Below are 22,428 nucleotides of genomic sequence, written 5' to 3'. Positions count from 1 at the left end.
GGGGATGAGGCTAGATGGCACCTGGCCTTGAAACGTGTAAGGCGTGTGTTCATCTTGCCCGTCTTAAGCTAAAATAGATCATTTTTATATATACTCTTAAGCCAAGCAGGGTGAAAGTATTCTATACATATCATTCTATGGATTTAACTTCAAATAAAAATTAGATAAAGATAAATATGAATCCATCTAACATGTTGTCATGAATACTTCATTGAAGATTGGAAGCATTATGGGAATACCTATTAAGCTTCATATTACTTTTTTATTGATTCTTCCAGTTTTTGCTCTTGTTTTTGCTACAAATCCACAACCCTATGGTTTTGCAGACGTAGGCTCAACTACAGAGGTTTATGCTCTATCCCTTTTAACAACAATATTGCTATTTAGTTGTATTTTGCTCCATGAGCTAGGTCATTCTTACATAGCTAAAAGTTATGGTGTTGAGATCAAGGATATAACCTTGTTGTTATTTGGTGGCGTTTCTTCCATGGAAGAGATTCCCAGGAATCCTTCCCAGGAATTTAAAATGGCATTTGCAGGACCATTTGTAAGCCTTGTCATAGGTTTTGGTCTTCTCGCATTGCACATAATGGCAATTTCATTCATTCCATCGTACAGTGGTACTTCTATTTATCTGATGGTGGGAATCCTGGCTTCTATTAATATAGTACTGGCCCTTTTCAATTTGCTTCCGGCTTTCCCCATGGATGGGGGAAGACTTCTTCGCGCCTGGTATGCAAAAAGAATGAGCTATGTAAAAGCAACCCACTATGCTGCCTACATTGGTAAGATGTTCGCTTTTCTTATGGGTATCATTGGCTTGTTCTCAAATCCATGGCTCATTTTGATAGCCTTTTTTGTGTACATCGGTGCCTCCGAAGAGGACAAACAAACAACTGTGACAATAGGTCTTGAGAAGCACAAGGTTGAAGATGTAATGTCAAAGGAAGTGGTCTCCGTTCTCCCTGAAATGACAGTAGAGGATCTCTCACATTTCATGTTCGAGAAAAAACACCTGGGATATCCTGTAATCAAGGGCAATTCTTTAAAAGGGATTGTGACCTTTACAGACATACGTAATGTTCTTCCGCATGAGCGCTATGCAACCCTTGTATCCGATGTCATGACAAAGGATGTGATCTCATTATCTTCAGGTGCCAATGCGGCAGAAGCTTTCAAAATAATGACTGTCAATAATATAGGGCGTGTTCTGATAGCAGACGATGATGATGTAAAAGGTATCCTTTCTAGAACAGATCTTATGCGATTGTTAATGTTAGAGAGTGAATAGTTTTAGTAGTCTTAAAAGAGGATCTACATTGAAAAATGATAATTTGAGTGATTCACAGGAAAATGTTTCCACCTACAATTACAATACCAGTGGCGGTAATTTGTACTCGGGAGAGGATTCTGGAGAATCATCATTTTCAAGCTCAGGCCCAACTGAGATCGAAGTGATAAAAGAATTAATAGAGCCTGAAGAAGCAATTTCAGGTTCAGATTCTGAAGATATTAAAAAGCCCACTGAGATTATACTTGTGGGAACAGCCCACGTATCTGAGAAGAGTGTCAGGGAAGTAAATGCGGCAATAGATAGGGAAAAACCGGATATTGTTGCCGTGGAACTTTGCAGACCAAGGTATGAGGCCATCAAAGGCAATGTTCAAAATAGTGACATACCTGTAAAAGAACTTCTCAAAGAAGGAAAGGTCTATTTCTATCTTGTACACATGCTGCTGGCTCATATCCAGAAGAAATTCGCTGATGACATGGGTGTGCAACCTGGTGCTGAAATGATAAGTGCTATTGAGGCTGCAGAAGCAAGTGGTGCACAGATTCTTCTTATTGACAGGGATATTCAGATTACTTTGCAGCGTTTCTGGGGCAAGATGGGTTTCATTGAGAAACTGAAGATGCTTGCAGGCCTTATAGCTGCAGTTCTTGGCATAGGTGGTACCAAGGATATTGATATAGATACGATCACAAACCAGGACATGGTTTCCATGCTTGTGGAAGAGTTCAGGGAATCATCACCAAATGCTGTCAAGGTTCTTATTGATGAAAGGGACGCATACATGGCTAACAATCTTGTGCGAGCCGCAGTTGGTGGTAATAAAAAGATAGTTGCTGTTGTAGGTGCGGGCCACAGGGCAGGTATCCAGCGTTATCTTGAGAATCCCAAGACCATCCCCACGACTAATTATGCAGTAGAAGCTCCAAAGAAGCGATTCAATATAATGAAAATATTTGGTGCCGCAGTTGTAGCACTTGCCCTTGGAACATTTGCTCTTCTTATTCTATCCGGAGTTTCTCTTGAGAGCCTAGCTATTGCTTTTGCATGGTGGTTCATAATCAATGGGGTGCTCAGCGCCGCCGGAGCGATAATCGCAAGAGGACATCCTTATTCAGTACTTACTGCATTCTTGGTTGCATGGCTCACATCACTGAACCCAATGATAGCAGCCGGATGGTTTGCGGGTCTTACAGAAGCCAAATACCGAAAACCTACTACCGATGATTTCAAGGAACTGGTTGAGATCGAGACCACTAAAGACATGATGAACAATAATCTCTTCCGTGTCGTATTGGTAGCATCTCTGGCTAATCTGGGTAGCATGCTTGGAACATTCATTGGTATACATGTCATGCTTCAGGTCACAGGTGCTAATCCACAAGAAATCATTCAGAATGGTATTAGTGCAGGACTTATGGCTATTGGAATGGGATAAATCTTAGTTCTTAAATCTCAATCCATTTTTCTTTTTTGGATACGTACACTCAATTATTTTTGTAACTATTCAGCCTGATAAAAACACTATCAATAGCAATCTTGACAAAAAGTTGAGACCTACATTTTATTAGGATCATTAATTTTGATTGTTGCCATTGATTGCTTTTTTGATTCTTAGGTTGTTAGTGAGCAAACATCTCCGTTTTGATTAAATCAGTATCAATAGGCTAATTGTGGTAGGCTGAATAGTTACTTATTTTTTTTAATACCAATTTCCTCAAATTTATCTGCAAGCCGATAGGATATGTCAGAAAGATAGGCGGTTCCCCATGTAGCTGCAAGTATAGCCCCCAAGAGATCAAACATGAGATCTATCATAGTGTCGTGGATACCGTGTTGTGCCAGAATAGCTTCATAACCGAGTCCTGACGTTAGTTCATCGCTCAGAAATTCTAATATTTCCCACAAAACTCCGGTCGCAAGTATGAACAATAAAATAAAAAGGAACAATACTTTGGGTGGAATGTAGATCTCATCGACATAGATATCAATGGCTCTTATCAGGGTATATCCGGCAGCTGCTACAACGCATGCTGAAAGCGCATGGGTCATATTATCCCATCTCAGGATATTATCATAAAATGCAAAAGTCCCAAGCAAATGCAGGAAAACAGCAAATGTGATCCATAAGGTCAATCCAGTGTCATGGGGAATGTCATATTTGCGTGTGATAAAATACGGTACGAAAGTGAGAGTCAAACCTGCGGCTGCATTTATGGTTGTGGATAGATCCTTTAGAAGGATTCCTGCTATCAGTAATATGAAAAGGCATATCTGCATGATTTTTGCTGCAAGTTTTTGTTTATTGCTAGAGATGCCGAGTAACTTGCGGATAGGTGCAGGCGGCCTGGATGTAATGTAATTAGATGCTTCTTCAGACATTTGGATAGGAATCTCTACATTACCGATAGATCCACCTGGCCTGAAGTACCAACCGAATATGAGTCCAGCAACAATACCCGCTATTGCAGCATAGATGAACTCATGCATCATAGCACTATTTATGGCATCAGATGTCTGATTGTTGAGGATATAACTGGTACCCAAATTCATGTCTAAAAGCCACTGTATCAAGTGCCAGAGGCCTGACATTGCAAGTGTCACGATAAGCACAAGGAGTATGGCAAATTTGTAATTCATTTTTACAGCAGTGAACCAATTAATCTCAGCCGCCAGCAGCAGAGCGATGGTAGCTACTGAAAGATAGAATGGTATGCTGGTGGAAAAGAAATAATAAGCCGTCGTACTTCCGACAATGGGTATGATTGCTAATACTATAAAGTACCACGAAGGCATAATTGAGAGCTTGCGCATTATAATTGCAGGAGCTATTATTATGCAGATCACAAAAGCAATAAGTATGGTCCACATGAACCTGCCGTAGATAAAATTCCCGATACACAGCAGTGAAAGCAGTAGTACCATTGACCAACCAGCTAATGCATTAAGAGCTGTGTTCTTTAGAAGCTTGCTTAGTTTGTCTATTGGTTCCATAGCAATCTGCCTTAATGATTTTTGAATGAATCCTAATTAAACTAAGTTATTCATCTGGAATTGGGAACTTGATGATTTATGGCTGCTTCACTATAACAATCTATAGAATCAACTATAATCTGTATTATTAAATGCTTCAATCCAGTTTTCTACAAGTTCCAATGGATACATATCTAACAGCACATTAGTAAATGTGAAAGATATAAACCTATGGAATTCAAAGATTCTGCCGGAAATACGGAATAGACTAAGATAAGGAAAAAAGAAGAAAAAAGAAAGAACCTTAACAAAGGTCTTTCAGGTGGAACTGGTACTTTCCGAGCTTTCCGCCGTAGTTTCCTGCGGTGATCTTTGAGACACCAGGAACTGCGATAGCTGCTTCGATACCTGCCTTCATTGCTTTCTGGATTGAGTCTTCATCGAGGCCGTTGATGACAAGCTCGTAAACTGCCTTTACGCCTTCTGGGATCTCGGTGCCTTCGACCTTGTCCCTGATGGATGGGCAGAACTTCTCGTTTGCAGTTGCCTTCATGAACTTGTAGTTGTTGAAACCTGCTTTGGAACCACTTGCAACAATTCCGCCTGGGAATGGAGTGATGGTACCGTCAAGGTCCTTGACAGCTTCTACTGCAACTTCTGCTGCTGTAAGTGCTGTCATCTGGCTGTCGCCGAAGATAAAGAAGTTACCGCCTGCAATACCTGCAACAGCTCCGATGTTCTCTTCTACAAGGAAGTCACCCTCCATGATTGGAACACTGTGCATCTTGCGGCCATCGATCTGCGTCTCGGATTCCATTCCGTCACCGAAGAACTTGAGTTTGAAGCCTACGTTGAACTGCTTCTCAGCATCTGGAAGTCCATTGAAAACAGCTGTTGTTGGAGCTGTAAGTATGCATTGTCCGATGCGCTCAAGTAACTGGTGTTCAAGTGCTTCGTATCCGAAGGTGCAGATCTGGATGTAAACACCAGGTCTTCCGTCAGGTGTCTCGTCAGGACCAACGAACTTTTCAATGCCTGCTTCTGCAGGGCACATAATAACAGATGTTCCAAATCCCGTTGCTTCAAGTGCAGCTACTTCAGCCCAGTGTTTTGTTGCTGCGGTGATGAGCACTCTTGAAATTTTGATTGGAAACGCTTCTGCGAAAGTATCTTCGATTTCTACTCCATTGATATCCATGATAATCCCTTGGTTTAAATTAAAATTATAGTTGTGAACATATTACATGCCACCTAACTATAGCACTAATACAACACAATTACAATACATATACTCTTCGAAAAAGAGCTTATTTTCCACCGGACTTGCGGTATGTCTTGTCAAAAAGTGCAAACATTTCCCTGTCAATTTCCCTGTATTTTCCAATCTCAAAGACTGCTTCATTAACAAAAATGGAAATAGAATCAATATTTGAAAGTTTCGCAAAGCTCTTTGAAGAACTTGCAGTGGATTCAACCATCTGTTCCTTGATGGATATCTCACAAACTGCGAGTATTGAATTAACAGCATTTGATGCCTGTTCTTCAAGATTATTATCTGCCGCAACCGTGCAGAAATATTCCATAACCGGAATGATCCTTGAAACATTATCATCAGAATGTTTTCTTGCGGCAACAATTCCGATATCTTTTAAAGCTGCTGTTACATCGACTACAGAACTCTTTCCAAATATTTCTCCAATTTCTTTCAATGTCTCTATTACTTTATCAAGACAATCATGCCTTTTCAGATTAGGATATTCGTGAATCGTTTTTATTCCAATGTCTCTTAGTGTATAGATGATTAGTTTTTTCAGATGGTCCTGATCCTTACTATCAACAGTTCTTGCAAAATCAATAAGGACTTTCCTGATATTCTCAAGAGTAGCAGTATCCCTGTTTACTGCAGCATCAAGAGCTATCTTCTTCAAGAGGACCACTGAATTCTCGGTGGGCTCCGACATCTCTTTTTTCGCAGATGAGATTCCGATGTCACCGGTTGCAATCGAAAGTTGATGCATGGGGGTGGATACTACCTTATTGGTAACGATATTAACAAGGTCTTTTGGGCTTTTTGAACGTTTGATCAATGCCAGTTTATCCAGCTGTGAGAAATGTTCTCTTTCCCTGTACATTTCAAAAAAACTGGTCATACTGTTTATGGTATGCAACGTGAAACTCTCTATATCTGCCTTTGAACACTGTTTTCCAATAGAACCAAAAGCATCGATAACTTCTATCAGTGCAAATCTATCCTTTTCATCCCCTGCAAGGATTGCAAGCTGGTACAGGTGCGCATTCAAGTGTTTTATGATGAGAGCTTTGTTCCCGCTTGATGCCAAAACTTTTGTACATATTTCAGGTATCTTTCTGATACCTACGGTTGAAACAAAGTTATCCTTGTTCCGAATGGCCCCACGTATAAGATCGATAACAGGTTGTAGAGGGTCGATATTTCCTGTCCCGGTTTCCAGTTTTCTGTAGCTTTCATTCATATCATATATTTGCAGGTCTCTGGTAAACTTTTCAAAATCAAGTTTGACAGTTTCTGTCCTAAGGTAGTCAGCTAAAAGGAAAGCTAATACTGACAGGATAAAACAATATGTAAGGAGAATTACCATACCTGTTGGCCTGAACGTTCCCAGAAAATGCATGATCGATGCTGCAAGAGCAAATGTTCCGATAGTATAGGAAAACATGTCAGTCAAAGCATCTTTCTTACCGGCCAGCCAGAGGGATGCGATCCAGAAAAGTGCAAAACAGATTACAAGAACGATATTGTTCCAGAAAAAGTCCATTTGCTGGTCAATGAGTAAAGTTGCGATGAAAGCAAGCTGGATTACCAGTGCTCCAATAGCAAGATCAGCACCTACATCCCTGAGGTTTATTTTCAGGTAATTCTTTATAAGGATGTTTGCAAAAAGAAAAATTGATATTACACCACTTATTAGGGCTGTGTCAATGATATCTGGTATCAGGATCTGCATGAGAATATATTGTACATGTTTATTTATATATATATTGAAATTATACGGCACTTCTGTCCCTGTCAATGGTCAGCAATCTGGCATTTATAGCGACTATAATCGTGCTCAATGACATAAGTACTGCTCCGGCAGCAGGTGATAACAATATTTCATGCTGGAAAAGCACCCCTGCTGCAAGTGGAATTGCCAGGGCATTGTAGCCTGTAGCCCAGAAAGGATTCTGTATAATCTTGCCGTATGTTGTGCGGGAAAGATCGATGATTGTCATAACATCAAGAGGATTGCTCTTTACAAGTACGATGTCCGCGGTTTCCACTGCAACATCAGTCCCCGCCCCAATGGCTATTCCGATGTCTGCCTGTGCCAGTGCAGGCGCATCATTGATACCGTCCCGACCATTGCCACAGTAAGTCCTCTCTCCTGAACTTCCTTAATTCTGGAAGCTTTTTTTCTGGAAGAACCCCTGCAAATAATTGAAGGATGATAAGAGAAGAATCGATATGGTCAATGCAAGCGATATCCAGAACCTGTTCCTGAAATCATGAACCATCTTTGCATGGTGATTGGAATGTCCCTGATGCCCTTGATGTTCCATGTGTTCTTCATGCTCATTCTCATGTCAATTCATTGCATGCTCATCGCTATGATATCCTGTATTTTTATGCACCATGCTTTACTCCCTCTCCACTTCAGGTTCAGATGCCCAGTTTCTTACGATTGTTCCCGATATGTTCGAGCATAAGTTCCACTTCCTTTGCAGCACCGTTTTCCACATTCATAACTCCGCATGTACATTATTCGCACTGAATCATGATATGATATTCTGTCATTTTCCTCATGGGCTTTCCCTTGTTTTAAATTGTAGCCTAAACCCAATATATAGGTGGGTGAACAGAGAACAAAAACTCTTTAGGAAAGTACTTTTGAAGATTGTATAAACGTTTTACATTTATTGTTTTATTTGTTCAATAAAGTTATCAATTACAATTTATTATATAAGAATGTATATAAAATATTGAATACCTCTGCCCTTAAGGAACACTCCCGCAAAACGTTCCTATGAGGGATCTTACCATGAATAAAACGTATTATTTGCCAGGATATTTTTTTGTATTTATCTTTCTGTTGACCTTTTTCACAAGCGTTGTCTACGCAGAAGAGACTTATGTACTGGAGGAACAACAGATGCTGGATCTGATCAACGACGAAAGGCTGAGTTATGGACTTGAGTCATTAACTCTGAATCCTGTTCTTACCCAGGTTGCAAGAGATCATAGTAAAGAGATGATAGAAAATGATTACTTCTCTCACGATTCATTTGATGGTACTCTTTTCTCGGAAAGGCTAAGTGATGCAGGCTATTCGCTCTACCGTGTTGGTGAGAACATTGCTATGAAATATCCTCCTGATGTTGTAAAGGCTCACGAAAATTTGATGAACTCAGCTGGGCACAGGGCAAATATCCTGAGTTCCAATTATAACGAGATGGGCATTGGAATATGGGTTGGAGAATATTCTTCATATTCGAACACTGCCATGTATACTCAGGACTTTGGATGGAATCCGAATGTGGTAGCTCTCTTTTCTATAAGTTCTTCCCAACCTGCTTCAAATAGCATATTCTCAAATGGCGCTGAACAGATTTTTAGCATACAGACAAACGATGTATGTGATGTAAGCTGGTCTGTGGCTGGTACCGTTGTTAAAACTGATGAAGATGTAACACAATCTTACTACAATACACAATCACTTTCAGAGGGTATATATGATATTGAAGCAACTGTTGTGGCTGCTAAAGGAAGTGATTCTGTTAGCTGGCTGTTAGAAGTGATACCGGAAGTGTTGCCTCCAGAATCTATAAAAGGGGACTTTGATGGAGACAATGATGTTGATTTTGATGATTTCGTGGAATTAGCCGAAGTATATAATTCAAGTTCAGGTGATGTAAGATACTCTTCAATATTCGATTTTGACGAAGACAATGATGTCGATTTTGATGATTTTGTGGAGTTTGCAGCTGTGTACAACAAGTGAATTTAGAGATTTGAAACATCACCAATAAACAAAATATAGAACATATAAATTGAGGATTATGTGCGGTGACATTATCCTCACTTTTTATCAACAGGCAATGTATACTAATCCAGTTTGAAAACTAATTTTTACTCATTAAAGCTAATGGAGTTATTTTTACTTTTTTTATTCTTTGAAACCAACAACCATTAATAAAAACAAGGTAACTATTCAGCCTAACTGTTTTAATGATGCAAAAAACAATATACTATGGCTTCATTCTATGTGTTAAAAAATATTCAGTAAAATATCATAAAAAACGTCTATCAATCTGAGGGGATTTGTATAGACCGCGAAGAAATACTTGCAGTTTATGAAGCTGGTCCAGAAGCAGTAGTAGAACTTGTAACTCGATTACTTGGGATAATTGAACATCAATCTCTCCAAATTGCACAACTTGAAGAGCGTGTCAGGCATTTGGAAGAAATGCTTGAAAAGAATAGTCGCAACAGTAGCAAACCACCTTCTACTGATTCTTATGCACGGAATAAACCAACCGTTAAAAGTCAAAGAAAAAAGACCAATAAGCATGTAGGTGGTCAAAACGGTCATCCTGGTACTACATTAAGAATAAATGATGATCCGGATGAAGTTATTGTTCATCCTGTTAATCAATGCGTCAATTGTGGGAGATCGTTAGCTTCTGTTCCCTCTAACTATGAAAGAAGACAGGTCTTTGACATTCCTCCTATAACTATCAATTGCATTGAACATCGTTGCGAGATTAAAACATGTCCCAAATGTTCTCATGTAAACAAAGCTCTTTTTCCAGATGGTGTAACTCAGCCGACTCAATACGGTCATCGAGTTAAGTCATTTGCAGTTTATTTGCACACTTACCAATTACTTCCTTATCAGCGTGTTACCAAGTTGTTCTCTGATATTTTGGGATGCAAGATAAGTCCTGCTACTTTGGTGAACACGGAACGTAGTTGTTTTGAGAAGCTTGGAGCTTTTGAAAATACAGTGAAACATCTCCTGAAAGAATCTCCTGTCATCAATCTGGATGAAACAGGAATGAGAATAAATGCAGTTCGTAATTGGCTTCATGTGGCAGGTACAGACAAACTGACCTATTATTTTGCACATCGCAAAAGGGGCTCAGAAGCAATGGATGCTATGGGCATATTACCAGGTTACACTGGTGTTGCAACACATGATTTTTGGAAACCGTACAACAAATATGAATGTCAACATTCATTATGTAATGCACATTTATTACGAGAGTTAACTGGAGCTTCCGAAAACAGGGATCAACAGTGGCCAAAGATAATGAGTGATCTCTTGATATGCATTAAACATCATGTTGATAATGATCTTTTAGATACTGAGCTAATTCAAAGGTTCAGTGAGGATTATGATCACATAACTTGTTTAGGAGTGAATGAAAATCCTCCTGATCCGGAATCAAATGTGCGGTCTAAAAAACGAGGACGTAAGAAGCAGACCACGGTAAAGAATTTGCTGGATAGGTTTATTGGCCATAAAGAGGATATCTTGCGATTTATGTACGACCAAAACGTTCCGTTTGATAACAATCAGGCTGAAAGAGATATCAGAATGACGAAAGTACAGCAGAAGATATCAGGTACTTTCCGCAGTAAACAGGGTGCAAAAAATTTCTGCCGTATAAGAGGATACGTGTCTACTGTTAATAAGAATTCTGAATCTGTTATCGATGCAATTAGTGCAATATTTTATGGCAATTCATTTGTTCCAAAGTTGCAGAATTGATCGTGGATGAAGAAATCAGCTTGGTGGAAGTGAGCTAGGCTGAATAGTTACAAAACAAGAATATAAAAATATCTATAAGGTGAAATTATGTTAAAGATAACACCATATATGGGACCGCTTGTCATAATCGTTTCAATTGCAGGATTATGGTTCCCGATACTTGGTTATTTTATGCTGTTGGTGTTTGCCGCTATTTTTCTGATAGCACCATTCAGAGGACGCTGGTTCTGCGGGAATCTATGCCCCAGAGGAAGTTTCATGGACTTCTGGGTCGGTCGGGTATCTGAGAAGAAAAAGATACCAAAGGTGCTCAAAAGTTACTGGATAAGAGTTCCTCTTTTCCTGTTGATGATGGTCTTTATGAGTTACAGGCTAATGAATACTCACGGACTTGTGAACCAGATAGGTATGGTTCTGGTTGTTATGTGCCTGACAACATCATCCATTGCAATTATACTGGGAGTAACGATTGCTCCAAGAACCTGGTGTACTTTTTGTCCAATGGGAACTTTGCAGAGCATTGTCGGAGTGAATAAATACCCGTTACAGGTTGATATTGATAAATGCATAAAATGTTACAAATGCGAAAAAGTGTGCCCTATGCATCTGAATATAGTAGAGATAACGCACAATCCAGACTGCATCAAATGCGGAAGATGTATTGATATATGTCCGAAGGATGCACTGAGCTTTAAAAAAACAACCAGAAGCTCATAAGTTCTTTTTTGTCTCTTCACCTAAAGATACAAAAGCAATGACCCACTTTTAAATGTAACATGGACACGATGAACTTTGATGGCTCCTGCGATCCAAATCCGGGAGGAATAATGGGATTTGGCTGGGTAATCAACTGGAGCAGTGGGAAAGCTCCAACAGAAGGAAGCAAGGAAAAAAAACCGACTCCCAGCAATACCAATAATGTTGCTGAATATACCGCACTTAAAGAAGGAATACTTAATTATCTGAATCTTGGAGGAAAAGGTCCTCTCCAGGTTTACGGGGATAGCAAGCTTGTGATAAGCCAGATGTCAGGTAAATGGAAGGTTAAGAACCAGAACCTTGGAGTGATAAAAGAGGAAACAGCCTCCATAATCAAAAAACATGATCTGAAGGTTAAATTCGACTGGGTCCCGAGGGAACAGAACAGCACGGCTGACAGACTGGCAATGCCAACATCCTCATCAAAGAATTCATCTAAGACCTCATCAAAATCTTCATCCGTTAAACCGGCAGACAGGAAGTTCATTGCGAATGTTAATTCAATATCTGTTTCTCCTCAGTTAAAACTGGGAATAAATGAATTGAATACCAGTCCATCCCCCGGTTTTAAATCATTCGCCCAACTGAAAACAGGTGGTATGGATTCTTTTTCCAGAAAAAGACTTGCTGAGCTGCAGAAAGAAGCCGGGGAAAAAGTGTCATCCATCGTCCAGAAAGAGTTTCCAAAAAATCTCACTCATCAGGCTTCTGCATTGAGATGGATGCTGCGGGGACTGGCAACAGACCTTGCTGTCAGGAAGGTCCAGGTGGATGTTGAGATCAGTAAAAAGAAAAAGAGATAGCTGTCTCCTTTTTACTTAGTTCGGTTCACAATGCTTTTTTAATAGTGAACCAGAATACACTTCCCTTTCCAAGTGGATTGTTGTCCACACCGACTTCTCCATTGTGGAGTTCGACAATTCTCTTGACAATGGCCAGCCCAAGACCGCTTCCTTTTACGCTTCCCTTGTCTGCCTGCCTGAAACGCTCAAATATCATGGCCTTGTCCTCATTGCTGATACCCGGACCAACATCATTGACCTTGATTTTCCATTTATCCCCTATATCTGAGATATCAATTGTTATTTTTCCTTTTGGAGGGCTGAATTTAATGGCATTGGAAAGCAGATTCAGGAATACTTCTTCTATCAGAGGATTGATAAGTGAAGGGCATTCTCTTGCAGATTTAAAATCAAGTTCAATATCCATTTTATTCATTTCAGGGCCAAAGTTCCTGATAACTTTCTCCAGAATGGGTACAAAATCCTGCTCTTCAAATCTGATATCATCGATAGATTCCAGTTTAATGAACTTAGAAGCCGATTCTATCATGTAGATCAACTTTTCGTTGTTCTTGTGTATTCTGTCAAGCAGTTTTTTCTTGTTATCCTCATCTTCAACTATAATGAGTTCCTCAGTGAAACCCCTGATAATATTTGCAGGATTGAGAAGATCATGGGTAAGTATGTCAGTGAACAATACTTTGAGATAATTTGCATCTTCAAGCTCTTTTGCATACTCCTTGAGGTTCTCTTCAGTCTCCTTTCTGCTCAGGGACTCGGCAAGCACATTGGTCACAGATTGCACAAAGTGCATATCATCGTTTGTGAACACTCTTTTTTGAGTGGTGTGTACGTTCATGGTTCCGAAAGGCTTGTCCTTGCTTCCGATAATCGCATCAATACCACTAACAATTCCCTGATCTTTCAATAAGGATAAACCACTGAATTTTTTCTGTGTCTTGTTCTCATGAACTATAGCTCTTTCACCTGAATAGAGAGTGTAGCAAAAGATTATATTTTTCCCATCATTCTCTGTTTCAGAATCACTGTGGCATTCTTCTCCCCAGCCGACACCTGCAATCATGACAGAATTGGAATCCTCGTGTTTCATTATTCTGCAATATTCAACATCAAGTGTGCTGGCTACAAGTTTGACAGATTCCAGCATCAGAGTATCAAGGTCTGCCCCGGCAAGTCCGTCCTGTCCAAGTTTAGCTACAGCAGCCTGTTGTTTTTCCCTCATCTGAAGGACTCTTTCTACAGATTTACGCTCACTGATATCCTTTGAATGTCGCACGACCATTGTGACATTGCCATAATCATCAAAAACAGGGGATAGTTCAACAAGCTTCGTTTTATTATCCAGAGGATCTTCAATTTCAAATTTCTTGCATACACCGGTTGCAAAAACCTCAATCAAGTGGCATGGCTCGCAGGGTTTGCTTCGCTTCATAAGGCAGCTATAACAAAAAGAATGCCCCTGTTTTTCATTTGCAGGTATTGAGTCACAATCCTTCCAGTTGCTTGTTACGATTTTCAGGTCACGGTCTATCACGACTATGAGGTCTTGTATTGATGCAAAGGCCTTTTTCAGAAGCTTGAGCTGTTGATTCTTTAGCTCATCGTTTTTTGGTTCGCAGATTGAAATATAGATTCCCCGTTCATTGAAAGTAACAAGATTATTCTGTAAACTGCTTATGCCAATAGTATAATTTTATAGCATTCATTTACAAGTGAAAGGTGTCTTGGATTCTCATATTTATATGTATCCGGCATGACTGGATATCATAATGAGGATGATGTTGATATATGCTTATATTTTCCGAACTGCTCTGTAAAAATAAATCTAAAATCTATATGAAGAGGTCTGATAAAAAAATAAGAAATTATTATATTCAATATCATATATTTAATGAACAGCAATATTTGATATAATATTCATAATTTTATTCCACAATGTTTGCAGAATCGGGCATCTACATCATTATTCTGATTACCACAATTATTGCAGATAATTTTAGGTCTTGCCCTATCCCGTGCATCAATAGAGGCCAGGCTCATCTCAGCTGTTACAATACCGGTGGGAACAGCAATAATACTGTAACCCATTATCATAACAACAGAAGCCAGAGCTCTTCCAAGTGATGTCTGTGGCACAAGGTCACCAAAACCTACAGTTGTCAGGGTTACAATAGCCCAGTATATGCTCATTGGTATACTTGTGAATCCGTTTTCCTCTCCTTCGATCAGGTACATGAGTGATCCCAGGACAATGACAAGCGTTAGCACTGTAAAAAGAAAAACAGTTATCTTCCGGCTGCTGGCCTTCAAAGCATCGATTAGTAATTCAGCTTCATTAAGGTACTTAACCAGCTTGAGAATACGAAATATCCTTAAAACCCTGAGTATCCTTATAACCAGCAGAAACTGGCTTCCTGGAAGGAACAGGCTCAGATAGGTCGGGACTATTGCCAGCAGATCAACTATTCCAAAAAGACTTGTTGAATATTGGATCTTGCTTTTAACGGATATAAGGCGAAGAATGTATTCAATCGTAAAAAGTATTGTGAAAAACCATTCTATATTATAGAGCAATTCTTCGTTTCCAATCCGAAAGGACCTGACGCTGTCCAGCATAACTGCAAGGACACTCAACAGGATGCTTACTATAAGCAAGAGATCGAAATATTTTCCTATAGGTTTATCTGCCTCAAATATGACATCATAGAGCCGGCTTCTCCAGTTATTGTCATCGGGTCTGTTGCTAGAATATATATTCTCATATGCAGCCATTATCTTTACCTCAAAAATCAAACAGGCTCTTTTGACCGGTGTTTTGCTGCAGGCTATCTACTCTGACACCTATACGTCTGAAATTCATCTCACTTTCCTCAAGGAACTGGTTCATCAGTTCCTTTGCATTCTCATTGAGAATAGCCCTGTCATTTACAACATGGTTTAATGTGCGGCTTTTTGTTGAAGTTTTGAAGTTAGAGAATATAACTGTTACTGTTACAGAACGAAAAGACACTTTTCTTACATTAACTTTGTTTATGACATCATCCATGAGTTCGTCCAGCAATGAAAATATCATATTCTCATTTCTGCTGTCATGTTTAAGTGATGCCATCCTGCCTATCTGGTCACTTGTTGTCTTTTCTTTTACAGGAGTTTCATCAATGCCGGTTGCTGCTTGCTTGAGCCAAATACCTTTTTTCTTCCCAAAAACAGAAATCAGTTCCATGGCATCATAGGCAGCAAGTTCTTCAATGGTCCTGATACCTATTTCAGCTAATTTATCTTCAGTGACCTTTCCGATTCCCCATAATTTCTTCACAGGCATGGGTTTAAGGAATTCCTGTGCATCTTCTGGTTTGACAATGGTGATTCCATCAGGTTTCTGGAAAGACGATGTCATCTTGGCGATAAGCTTGTTTGGACCTATTCCCACAGAACATGTTATTCTTTCCTGTGACTTTACTTCCTCTTTAATTCTCAGGCCAATTTCCTTTGCAAATTCATAATTGCCTTTACAGGATTCAGTAATATCAAGGAAAGCCTCATCAATGCTGATCTTCTCGAAGGCTTCTTCGCTGTCGGAATTGGCTTTCAATATTTCCATTACATTTGCAGAAACTTCCTCGTAGAACAGCTTGCGCACCGGCAGGAAAACGGCATCAGGTTTTTTGGATTTTGCCAGTTTGCAGGGCATAGCCGAGCGTATACCAGCTTCCCTGGCAACATAGTTAGATGTGCTTACAGCTCCACCCGATTCCCCTCTGTTCGAATACATGCAGACTACAACGGCCTTTCCTTTAAGGGAAGGGTCTTCCCTCTCTTCTATAGCAGCGTAGAAGTAGTCCATATCCACATGGATTATCACACGTTCCATTAGTAGGTAAGAAGGTTCGGGTGCTTTTTATTGTTAACTGACACTTTTATTTTCTCAGAGTATCGGGTCCCTGCAATCCACATAGATGCTGCTGAAATCTGGCAGTCTTCCTGAGATTGGTTTTGCGTAGAGGTACATTGTCTCAGAAAGTGGTTTGAATTTCTTCATAACTTCAAGTATCGGGTCATCAGGGTCTATATAGGTTCCGAAGAATTCGCATTTGGTGTCGAACATGAGGTTATTGCAGTAATTAAGTATCTCTTCCATTGCAAGTGCATGTTCGGGCTTAAATGCGTGGTCTACTATGGAATGGAATTTGAAGAACTCTCCTTCAGGTGGTATTCTTGGCATACTGACGAAATGCCTGAGTATTCCGTAGGCATTTGCCATGATCTTCCATACCATTGGTTCTTTCGTATATGCCATTTCCATGAGAACCGAAGAATCCCAGAAGCCGGCACAGGCCACTATATTACCTTTCCACTTTGCCACAATGAAATTTTCAAGTCCGTATCCAAGTATACGATTTGCGTATGTCCTGAAACCTGGAGCAGTAAATGAAGAAAACTGAGTCTTTCCATTGTAATAACTATTAATAAGTCTTACAGCTTCGGGCAGGTCCTTCCCGTCTACTCTTGAAAGTTCATACTCTCTTTCTGCATGTTCTTTCTTATATGCGGACATTGCAACGATTCTGACATCCTTTTCCTGAATGTATCCCAGCTTTTCAAAAAGCTTCATTGAAGGTTCATTTGGTTCGTATACATAGCTGTAGATATATGAAGCCTTAGCTTCGTGCGCAGCTTTCTCTGCTTCTCTCAGGAGTTTGACCGCTATTCCCTGCCTCCGATAATCCGGATGAACCATTACTTCAGCTACATAAACATATTTTTGTTTGGAACCCTGTTTTACAGTCCAGCCTATCCAGCCTGCAGTTTTCTCGTTTTCTTCTGCAACACGAATTTCCCAGTTATCGTAAAGCTCATACCTTGCGGTTATGTCTGGTCCTTTGTCAACCATCATTGCACATTCTTCATTTCCCTGAGGACACATTCTTTCAATATTCAGCAGGGTTTTGTTGTCTTCTTCTTTAAAAGCCCTGATATTTACCATTTGATCACCCCAAACCATCTTGTTTATGTGTTGATTTTCCGATACAAAAACACCGTAAAAGCAAAGCTGCAACTCAATGTCACAAGTTCTCCGTGTTTAAATACTCCCAAATAAATCTTGAAGTTGATTGGATATATAAGTTTTGGATATAAATTAATCAAAAACAATAAAAATAGTAAAAGGCAGCTGGTGAATTATTCACAATAGTGTCTGCCTTCCTGAGCATTTCTATTCTTAGGAGTGCTTAATTTTCAAACTCAGCGAGTGCTGTACTGAGGTATCTCTCACCGGTATCAGGTAATATTACAACTATCATTTTTTCGGCATTCTCTGCTCTTCTTGCCACCTGTAAAGTCGCATGTAGAGCCGCTCCACATGAAATTCCTGCAAGTATTCCTTCCATTTTCGCAAGCTGCCTTGCAGTTTCGAAAGCATCGTCATTGCTGACACTGACAACCTCATCAATCATCTCCATATTCAGTACATCAGGAATAAAGCCGGCACCGATTCCCTGTATTTTATGAGGACCAGGCTTTCCTCCAGAAAGAACAGCTGAATCTTCCGGTTCAACTGCTATTGCCTTAAAAGATGGTTTCCGGGACTTGATAACTTCTGAGATTCCGGTAATTGTTCCTCCTGTACCGACGCCTGCCACGAGATAATCTATTTTTCCATCTGTATCATTCCATATTTCCTCTGCCGTTGTTCGGCGGTGAATATCAGGATTTGCAGGGTTCATGAACTGGTGAGGGACAAAAGAGTTTGCAGTTTTCTTTGCCATTTCATTGGCTTCTTCTATGGCACCTTTCATGCCTTTGCTACCAGGTGTGAGCACTATCTCAGCACCTAGCAATCTCAGTATTTTCCTTCTTTCGATACTCATTGTGTCAGGCATGGTCAGAATGAGACGGTAGCCTTTTGCTGCACAGACGAATGCAAGACCAATACCCGTATTTCCCGAAGTTGGTTCAATAATGACCGTATCTTTATTGAGACACTCATCTTTTTCTGCAGTCTCTATCATGTTCAGGGCAATACGGTCCTTAACAGAACTTAAAGGGTTGAAAGATTCTACTTTTGCAATCACAGTTGCATAACATCCCTCAGTTATTCTGTTCAAGCGCACAAGTGGTGTATTCCCAACGGTTTTAGTAATGTCTTCGTAGATTTGGATTTTCCCAACTCCTTATATTAGTCAGCTCTTGATGTTCCAAAATATTATGAAAATACCTTGGAGGATTTCGATATTCCCTCATTTTAGATCATTAAAGTATTCAAACTCAATTATATCCTCTCATTTTTTATCATTTTGTTTATTTCTCTTCATTAATCCTTATTTTTAGTATAGCTCCCGCTATCCTAAATTACTCCTTTGGTTTTTAGTGTCCTCAATTGATGCAGATTAAAACAAAAAGCTGTCATCAACATTTTTGCATTCACTCTTTCTACAGTTGTAACAAGAACCTTTCTGGTTTTAAATATTTCTTTTGTCACTGCATACACTCTTTCGCAAGGGACTCTTTTCACACTTATTCTTTCATTTCTGAGGATATCCATTATTCCTAAAGGATGTCCTCTTACAGCTCGTTGCATTGTTGCTGCAAAACCTTTTGCTATTGCTCCAAAATATCCTTTATCTCTATACACCACTTCACCCTTTTCAGACAGATCAACCTGTGAATCGTGAAGTGATGCAGTTGTTGTCTCAAATCTTCTGATTAGTTCATAATCCTTATCAATAATTGTATGAAGTTTGTATCCAAAGTGAGATTTACCATTTTTCTTAGTCCAGGTTCCATCTTTGCTTCTTCTTGTTTTCGCATCTTTTCCTCTGAGTACATCTGCTTTTGCATGTCCTGGATCTGAGTGAATAAAAGTTGCATCCTGGATCATTCCTTTTTTAATCTTCAAACCAAGAGCATCAAGCTGATTCTGCATTTCATCCCACACCGCTTTTTCTTTACCATTGTCGATAATTCTCTTCCTGAATGACCAGACAGTTGTACTGTCTGGTACATATTCAGGAAATCCCAGGAATTTCCTAAAGGATATCCTGTCAATACACTGCTTTTCAAGCTCAGCATCAGAAAGACCATGCCATTGTTGCAGAACAAGCATCTTGAACATTACAATAACATCAGCTTCAGGCCGTCCGCCTGAAGCTGTTCTGTTTATGTACATTGACTCCAGAATAGGGCGAAAAGGCTTCCAATCTACTAAATATTCAATTTCAGCAAGCTTATCTCCGACAGATTGGAGACGCTTATATTCTTCATTTAAGGCAAAATCAGTAAAAGAATCCATAATAGTAAATTTGCTTTGCTATTATTTATATTTTATTAAATTGTATGGGTATTGATGGTAGTTTATCGAAATCCTCCTTGGAATTTATGTCCTCACTTTTTTTCCTTAATAATGAGCCTTGGTTCCTCAATGACAACCTTCGTATCCGGTGGAACGGATCTGGTTAGCCACACACTACCACCGATAACCGAACGAGCTCCGATTGTAGTTTCTCCGCCAAGGATAGTTGCATTTGAATAGATGACAACATCATTTTCTATGGTAGGGTGTCTCTTTTCTCCACGAATGAGCTCACCGGTTTCATCTTTTGGAAAACTAAGGGAACCAAGGGTAACACCCTGATAGATACGGACATTGTTTCCAATTTCACAGGTCTCGCCTATGACGACACCGGTTCCATGGTCGATGAAGAATCCATTTCCTATCCTGGCTCCAGGGTGAATATCAATTCCAACGATACTGTGAGCATATTCTGTCATTATTCGCGGAACTATGGTAATTCCCTGTTTGTGTAGTTCATGGGCTGACCTGTAAACCGTCATGGCAAGTAGGCCGGGGTAACTGAAAATAATCTCATCATAATTTTTAGCTGCAGGGTCTCCTTCGTATGCGGCGATAATATCCGCTGCCAGCATGGATCTTATTTCAGGAATCTTTTTCAGGAACTTCAATGTTTCCTCATGTCCGCGGTCAATACATTCGGTGCACTCTTCTTCAAAACGATTACATTCGTGTATGATGCTGTTGGTTATTTGTTTTGAGAGTTTGCTAAAGAGTTCGGTAATCTCGTTCCCGATGTGATATGAAAGTGTGTTCCTGTCAACGGTCTGGTCCCCAAAATAACCAGGAAAGAGAATGTCCTTTATCAGATCAATTATTTCTATAAGCGATTCTTTTGATGGTATTACTGCAGCATCAAGATGGTCAAAGCACCCCTTTTCAGAGCAACTGTTTATGACCATGTCCACAATTCCAGGAATTTCTGACCGGTATTCATTATCGATCATAGAATCCAGTATCACGCATCTTTGCTTTTGCGCTGGTGATTTTTTATCCATAGTTAACCCCCACCTGTTTTTGATTAGTTTGAATTGTTAACAGTGTGAATGCAGATTATGCTTTGAAGAATCGAAGCAGTATGTATTACTCATTTTCCGGCAACATGTCTGTCGGAAATTAATTAATAGTCTACTTTCAGCACTCCCGTATAATGATTGAAAACAATGAGATTTAAAAGCTTTGAAGTTACAGAAATACCACTCTAAAATTGAGAGTCTGGAATCTAGGACGGGAACATCTTTCATCTGCTTCTTAGTGAACTTAAACAACTTTAAATACCAGGCAACGTTAAATCTTTTATGAAACCTTCCGGAAGTCTGCTGAAGATCATAAGTGAAGACCTGATGCCTGTAACTGAAATTGATATAAGGGCTCTGGCTGAAATCTATGCTGAAAAAGATATTTACTTTTCAGTTTACTTGCCTGTCTCCGGCAGGGAACATGAACACTTGAACAGGATCTTCGTGGATTCAAGGGTGAAGGCGATCAAAAAAGCTTTGTCTTCTGAGCTCAGGTCTGAATTTGAAAAGACCTTTGATATGGCTGAACCCTCTATTTTTGAAGCACCGGTTTCAGGTGAGAAAGGCAGGATAATCTTTGCCTGTTCATCAGAATCTTTCCTGCATGTTTACAGACTGGCTGTGGAAACAGAACAGTCTCTGGTCCTTGACACATCACCTTTTTTGCTCCCACTGGCAAGGCTGAGAGCAGATTATGATGACTATGGCGTACTGCTTGTGGATTCCCAGGAGGCTAAGTTCACATGTGTACGCTCGGATCTCGCTGAAGAGAAAAAACACCTGTCCATAGACCTGATGAACAAGCATAAAAAAGGTGGATGGAGCCAGATGCGCTTCAACCACCTGAGAAAAGGAGCGATAAAATCTTTCCTGTCTGAAGTTGCTGATAACGTCAAAGGTACCTGTGACCAGCTGCAGACAAGAGGTCTGGTAATTGCCGGGCCTGGGGAGGCAAAACAGCAACTTATGGACTTGCTCTCGCAGGATGTCCGGCAGAGCGTACTGGGTGTTATTGACGTAGCAATGGATATTTCCCGCGATGAACTGGTAGAGGAAAGCGACTCTGTCCTGCATGAAAATGAACTTTCCACATCAAAGAAAAAAGCGGATGAGTTGAAAAACGCAATCTTAAAGGGTGGATTGGCTGTCCATGGTGTGGAAGATGTCAGAGATGTTCTGGAGCAGGGAAGAGTAAATGTCCTGCTGGTTCTGAAAGGTTCATCAGTTCCCGGGTGGATATGTGAGAGATGCCAGAATCTCCAGGTAAATGTTCAGCCTCCAAAGGAATGTGACAGGTGTGGAGGTCCAACATCAGTTATTGATGTGGTAGAAGAACTCTATGAACTTGCCCAGCGCACAGGCGCAGAGGTCGAATTCGTGGAAAAAGAGGATTTCCTGGATTCTGATGACGTGGTGGGTGCGCTGCTTAGATACTGAGAGATAA

Annotated in this window: 18 protein-coding genes; 7 read left to right on the top strand and 11 right to left on the bottom strand. The window is 40.0% G+C overall.

Annotation, left to right across the window (positions count from 1 at the left end; translation table 11 throughout):
- Positions 1–199: 199 nt before the first annotated feature.
- Together WN948_RS08285 and WN948_RS08280 are read left to right on the top strand one after the other, a co-directional pair.
- On the top strand, positions 200–1,291 hold the full coding sequence (locus tag WN948_RS08285; RefSeq protein WP_342303749.1) for a CBS domain-containing protein: 1,092 nt from the start codon (positions 200–202) through the stop codon (positions 1,289–1,291).
- Positions 1,292–1,319: 28 nt separating this feature from the next.
- A complete protein-coding gene (locus WN948_RS08280) occupies positions 1,320–2,729 on the top strand; it encodes a TraB/GumN family protein (protein WP_342303748.1) in 1,410 nt (469 codons plus the stop codon).
- Positions 2,730–2,980: 251 nt separating this feature from the next.
- Here WN948_RS08280 and WN948_RS08275 read toward each other — a convergent pair whose 3' ends face one another.
- The 4 genes from WN948_RS08275 to WN948_RS08260 form a co-directional block, all read right to left on the bottom strand.
- A complete protein-coding gene (locus WN948_RS08275; protein WP_342303747.1) occupies positions 2,981–4,285 on the bottom strand; it encodes a hypothetical protein in 1,305 nt (434 codons plus the stop codon).
- A gap of 283 nt (positions 4,286–4,568) precedes the next feature.
- Complete coding sequence (gene fhcD / locus WN948_RS08270; RefSeq protein WP_342303745.1) at positions 4,569–5,462, bottom strand: formylmethanofuran--tetrahydromethanopterin N-formyltransferase; 894 nt, start codon at positions 5,460–5,462, stop codon at positions 4,569–4,571.
- Between the two features lie 109 nt (positions 5,463–5,571).
- On the bottom strand, positions 5,572–7,248 hold the full coding sequence (locus WN948_RS08265) for a hypothetical protein (protein ID WP_342303744.1): 1,677 nt from the start codon (positions 7,246–7,248) through the stop codon (positions 5,572–5,574).
- A 40-nt stretch (positions 7,249–7,288) separates the two neighbouring features.
- Positions 7,289–7,564 carry a hypothetical protein gene (locus WN948_RS08260; RefSeq protein ID WP_342303743.1) on the bottom strand — a complete coding sequence of 92 codons (276 nt, stop codon included), beginning with the start codon at positions 7,562–7,564 and terminating at the stop codon, positions 7,289–7,291.
- Between the two features lie 758 nt (positions 7,565–8,322).
- Between WN948_RS08260 and WN948_RS08255 the strand changes: the two genes are divergently transcribed.
- The 4 genes from WN948_RS08255 to WN948_RS08240 all read left to right on the top strand — a co-directional run bounded on the left by WN948_RS08255 (position 8,323) and on the right by WN948_RS08240 (position 12,617).
- Positions 8,323–9,282 carry a CAP domain-containing protein gene (locus tag WN948_RS08255; RefSeq protein ID WP_342303742.1) on the top strand — a complete coding sequence of 320 codons (960 nt, stop codon included), beginning with the start codon at positions 8,323–8,325 and terminating at the stop codon, positions 9,280–9,282.
- Positions 9,283–9,600: 318 nt separating this feature from the next.
- On the top strand, positions 9,601–11,055 hold the full coding sequence (locus WN948_RS08250) for an IS66 family transposase (RefSeq protein ID WP_342306439.1): 1,455 nt from the start codon (positions 9,601–9,603) through the stop codon (positions 11,053–11,055).
- 87 nt (positions 11,056–11,142) lie between these two features.
- The gene (locus WN948_RS08245) at positions 11,143–11,772 is read left to right on the top strand and encodes a 4Fe-4S binding protein (RefSeq protein ID WP_342303741.1); all 630 of its coding nucleotides are present in this window, start codon (positions 11,143–11,145) and stop codon (positions 11,770–11,772) included.
- Positions 11,773–11,831: 59 nt separating this feature from the next.
- Positions 11,832–12,617, top strand: a complete 786-nt coding sequence (locus WN948_RS08240) for a ribonuclease HI family protein (RefSeq protein WP_342303740.1) — start codon at positions 11,832–11,834, stop codon at positions 12,615–12,617.
- Between the two features lie 25 nt (positions 12,618–12,642).
- Here WN948_RS08240 and WN948_RS08235 read toward each other — a convergent pair whose 3' ends face one another.
- The 7 genes from WN948_RS08235 to epsC all read right to left on the bottom strand — a co-directional run bounded on the left by WN948_RS08235 (position 12,643) and on the right by epsC (position 20,963).
- Positions 12,643–14,151, bottom strand: a complete 1,509-nt coding sequence (locus tag WN948_RS08235; RefSeq protein ID WP_342303739.1) for an ATP-binding protein — start codon at positions 14,149–14,151, stop codon at positions 12,643–12,645.
- Positions 14,152–14,534: 383 nt separating this feature from the next.
- The gene (locus tag WN948_RS08230; protein ID WP_342303738.1) at positions 14,535–15,389 is read right to left on the bottom strand and encodes an ion transporter; all 855 of its coding nucleotides are present in this window, start codon (positions 15,387–15,389) and stop codon (positions 14,535–14,537) included.
- Between the two features lie 10 nt (positions 15,390–15,399).
- Entirely contained in the window at positions 15,400–16,488 is a 1,089-nt protein-coding gene (gene dinB, locus WN948_RS08225; protein ID WP_342303737.1) for a DNA polymerase IV, read from the bottom strand.
- A gap of 54 nt (positions 16,489–16,542) precedes the next feature.
- The gene (locus WN948_RS08220) at positions 16,543–17,601 is read right to left on the bottom strand and encodes a GNAT family N-acetyltransferase (RefSeq protein ID WP_342303736.1); all 1,059 of its coding nucleotides are present in this window, start codon (positions 17,599–17,601) and stop codon (positions 16,543–16,545) included.
- Positions 17,602–17,845: 244 nt separating this feature from the next.
- Complete coding sequence (gene cysK / locus WN948_RS08215) at positions 17,846–18,775, bottom strand: cysteine synthase A (protein WP_342306438.1); 930 nt, start codon at positions 18,773–18,775, stop codon at positions 17,846–17,848.
- 185 nt (positions 18,776–18,960) lie between these two features.
- Entirely contained in the window at positions 18,961–19,905 is a 945-nt protein-coding gene (locus WN948_RS08210) for an IS5 family transposase (RefSeq protein ID WP_342303665.1), read from the bottom strand.
- A gap of 92 nt (positions 19,906–19,997) precedes the next feature.
- Positions 19,998–20,963, bottom strand: coding sequence for a serine O-acetyltransferase EpsC (epsC, locus tag WN948_RS08205; protein ID WP_342303735.1), 966 nt, complete (start codon positions 20,961–20,963; stop codon positions 19,998–20,000).
- A 300-nt stretch (positions 20,964–21,263) separates the two neighbouring features.
- On the opposite strand from epsC, the gene WN948_RS08200 reads away from it, so the two are divergent.
- A complete protein-coding gene (locus WN948_RS08200; RefSeq protein WP_342303734.1) occupies positions 21,264–22,421 on the top strand; it encodes a Vms1/Ankzf1 family peptidyl-tRNA hydrolase in 1,158 nt (385 codons plus the stop codon).
- The last annotated feature ends 7 nt before the right edge of the window (positions 22,422–22,428 follow it).

Source organism: Methanolobus sp. ZRKC5 (genome assembly GCF_038446525.1).
Classification (GTDB): domain Archaea; phylum Halobacteriota; class Methanosarcinia; order Methanosarcinales; family Methanosarcinaceae; genus Methanolobus.
This window is presented reverse-complemented; position numbering and strand designations above follow the sequence as displayed.